The organism is Scytonema hankhaensis NUACC26 (assembly GCF_045865695.1).
Classification (GTDB): Bacteria; Cyanobacteriota; Cyanobacteriia; order Cyanobacteriales; family Nostocaceae; genus Scytonema.
Map to the genome: position 1 here is coordinate 1 of NZ_BAACAP010000013.1, position 3,242 is coordinate 3,242.

1 protein-coding gene is annotated in these 3,242 nt (G+C 46.1%); it reads left to right on the top strand.

Translation table 11 applies throughout. The features are described 5' to 3' along the window. The coding region (locus ACKTT2_RS00155; RefSeq protein ID WP_407882763.1) for a non-ribosomal peptide synthetase at nucleotides 1–3,242 on the top strand (3,242 nt) is incomplete at both ends.

Consider the following 3,242-nt stretch of genomic DNA (forward strand, 5'->3'; position numbering starts at 1 on the left):
TGGGTATTGATTCTGTAGGAATTTATGATAATTTCTTTGATTTAGGCGGGCACTCACTGCTTGCCACGCAGGTCATCTCCCAAGTTCGCAAAGCTTTTCAGATAGAATTGCTCCTGCGTTGTTTGTTTGAGTTTCCTACCGTGGCTGAGCTAGCCGAACACATTGAGAGGACAATGACGACGGGACAGGAACTTGAAGCTTTCCCCTTCAAGCATATTTCTCAGGAGACAGATTTACCATTGTCGTTTGCTCAGCAACGGCTGTGGTTTCTCAATCAGCTACAACCAGACAGTTGTGCCTATAATATACCTGTAGCCATACGTCTGACTGGTCGGCTGAATATCATTGCACTGATGCAAAGCTTCAACGAAATTGTGCATCGCCATTCTGTTATACGTACCACCTTTGCCTCGGCAACAGGACAACTCATCCAGCAGATTACGCCTACTTTGGATTTGAACGTTCCTGTAGTAGATTTACGGTATTTGCCAAAGGTCAAGCGCGAAGTTGAGGTGGAGTGCTTAACTATACAGGAGGCACAGCAACCTTTCGACTTAGCTCAAGGTCCACTATTGCGAGTTACCCTTTTAAAGTTGACCGAGACCGAGCACGTTGTATTATTGACAATGCACCATATTATATCTGATGGCTGGTCAATGGGGATTTTCATTCGCGAGTTGGCGGCACTTTACAAAGCCTTAGACAGTGGACAGCCCTCACCTTTGCCCGAATTACCCATCCAGTATGCGGACTTTGCCCTATGGCAGCGTCAGTGGCTACAGGGAAAAGTATTAGAGGCACAACTGGTTTATTGGCAACGACAGTTGAGTGGATGCCCTGTGTTACAGTTGCCCACTAACCGTCCCCGTCCGGCGATTCAGACTTTCCAAGGTGCAACACAATCGTTCTCACTATCCCATGAGCTGACTGAGGAGCTTAAGACCTTAAGCCGCCAAGAAGGGGTCACGTTGTTCATGACCCTGCTAGCAGTCTTCAAAACGCTATTTCATCGCTACAGTGGGCAAGATGATATTGTGGTAGGCTCGCCCATTGCTAACCGTAACCGAGTTGAGATTGAGGGTTTGATTGGCTTCTTTGTCAATACCATAGTTTTACGCACCAATTTATCAGATAACCCCAGCTTTCAGGAGCTGTTGGGGCGAATGAGAGAGGTCGCTCTGGGAGCTTATGCTCATCAAGATTTGCCCTTCGAGTATTTAGTAGAAGCTTTACAGCCCAAGCGAAACCTGAACCATAACCCGCTATTCCAGGTGATGTTTGTCCTACAAAATGCCCCAATGGATGAGTTGAGGCTACCAGAACTGATCTTAAGTTCTATACAAAGAAAAAATACAACCGCAAAATTTGATTTGAGTTTGTCTTTGGAGGAAACCCATTCAGGGTTGGTAGGCATATTGGAGTACAGCACCGACCTGTTTGACGCCGCCACCATTACCCGGATGCTAGGACATTTTCAGACCTTGGTCGAGGGCATTGTCGCCAATCGTGAGCAACGGCTCTGGGAGTTGCCTTTGCTAACCGCAACTGAGCAACATCAGCAGTTGGTGGAGTGGAACAAAACTAAAACCGACTATCCGACAGATGCTTGTATCCATCACCTGTTTGAGGCGCAAGTGGAGCGAACACCAGATGCTGTTGCTGTGGTCTTTGAAGACCAGCAGTTAACCTATCAAGAACTTAACAAGCGCGCTAATCAGCTAGCGCATCATTTGCAAAGGCTGGGGGTAGGACCTGAGGTACTAGTAGGTATTTACGTCAAGCGCTCGATTGAGATGGTAGTGGGGCTGTTGGGTATTCTTAAGGCTGGTGGTGCATATGTGCCGTTAGACCCGCAATTACCCCAAGAGCGACTGACCTTTATGCTAACAGATTCCCAGATATCAGTGCTAGTGACTCAGCAGCTGCTGGTTAGTGAGCTTCCTAAGCATAATGCCCAAGTACTGTGTCTTGATAACAACTGGAATGTGAGCGTTAAGGATAATGTGAACACTCGACCGATTTCAGTGCAAGCTGAGCATTTAGCCTACGTCATCTACACTTCAGGTTCTACAGGACGTCCCAAGGGAGTTGGAATTAAACATCACAGTTCAGTGGCATTGTTAACTTGGGCGAGAGAACTTTTTGCTTCAGAGTATTTTACTGGTGTCTTGGCTTCAACATCTATCTGCTTTGATTTATCTGTCTTTGAACTGTTTGTTCCCCTTAGTTGGGGAGGAAAGGTTATTCTAGCCGAAAACGTGTTGCAATTACCTAGTTTGTCTGAAGCTGAATATGTCACTTTGCTAAATACGGTTCCTTCAGTTATGACTGAATTACTAAGGATGGAGCGCTTACCTGCTTCGGTATCCATAGTTAACCTAGCTGGCGAACCCCTTCCGCATCAACTTGTACAGCAAATCTATCAACAGAATACTATCCAGCAGGTCTTCAATCTTTACGGTCCTTCAGAAGACACTACTTATTCGACTTTTGCCTGGGTGAAGCAAGGGGATAATGTAGTAACAATTGGACATCCAATTGCAAACACGCAGGTTTACGTACTGGATAAATACTTACATCCTGTGCCTATTGGTGTCAAGGGTGAACTGTATATCAGTGGGGATGGATTGGCAAGAGGTTATTTCAACCACCCAGAATTAACCGCCGAGAAATTTATCCCTAATCCTTTGAGTCAAAAACCAGGAGAACGGTTGTACAAAACTGGAGATATAGCTCGTTATTTACCCGACAGCAATCTGGAGTTTTTGGGGCGAATCGACAATCAAGTGAAAATTCGTGGCTACCGCATTGAACCGCAAGAGATTGAGATAACGCTGAGCCAGCATCCCCAAGTACGACAGATTGTAGTAGTTTTACGCGAGGACGAACAGGGTGACAAATTCTTAGTGTCTTATGTAGTCCCCCAACAACTAGAACAAGTACCGAGCATTAGTGCGCTCAAGAGCTTTTTGAGGGAGAAGTTGCCAGACTACATGGTGCCATCAGCGTTTGTGATGCTGGAGACTTTACCACTAACTCCAAACGGCAAAGTAGACCGACGGGCATTACCTGCCCCAGACACAGCACGACCCGAATTAGACCAAGCTTTTGTTGCTCCCCGTACCCCAATTGAAGAAGTGCTTGCTGGTATTTGGACTCAAACTTTGGGTATTGATTCTGTAGGAATTTATGATAATTTCTTTGATTTAGGCGGGCACTCACTGCTTGCCACGCAGGTCATC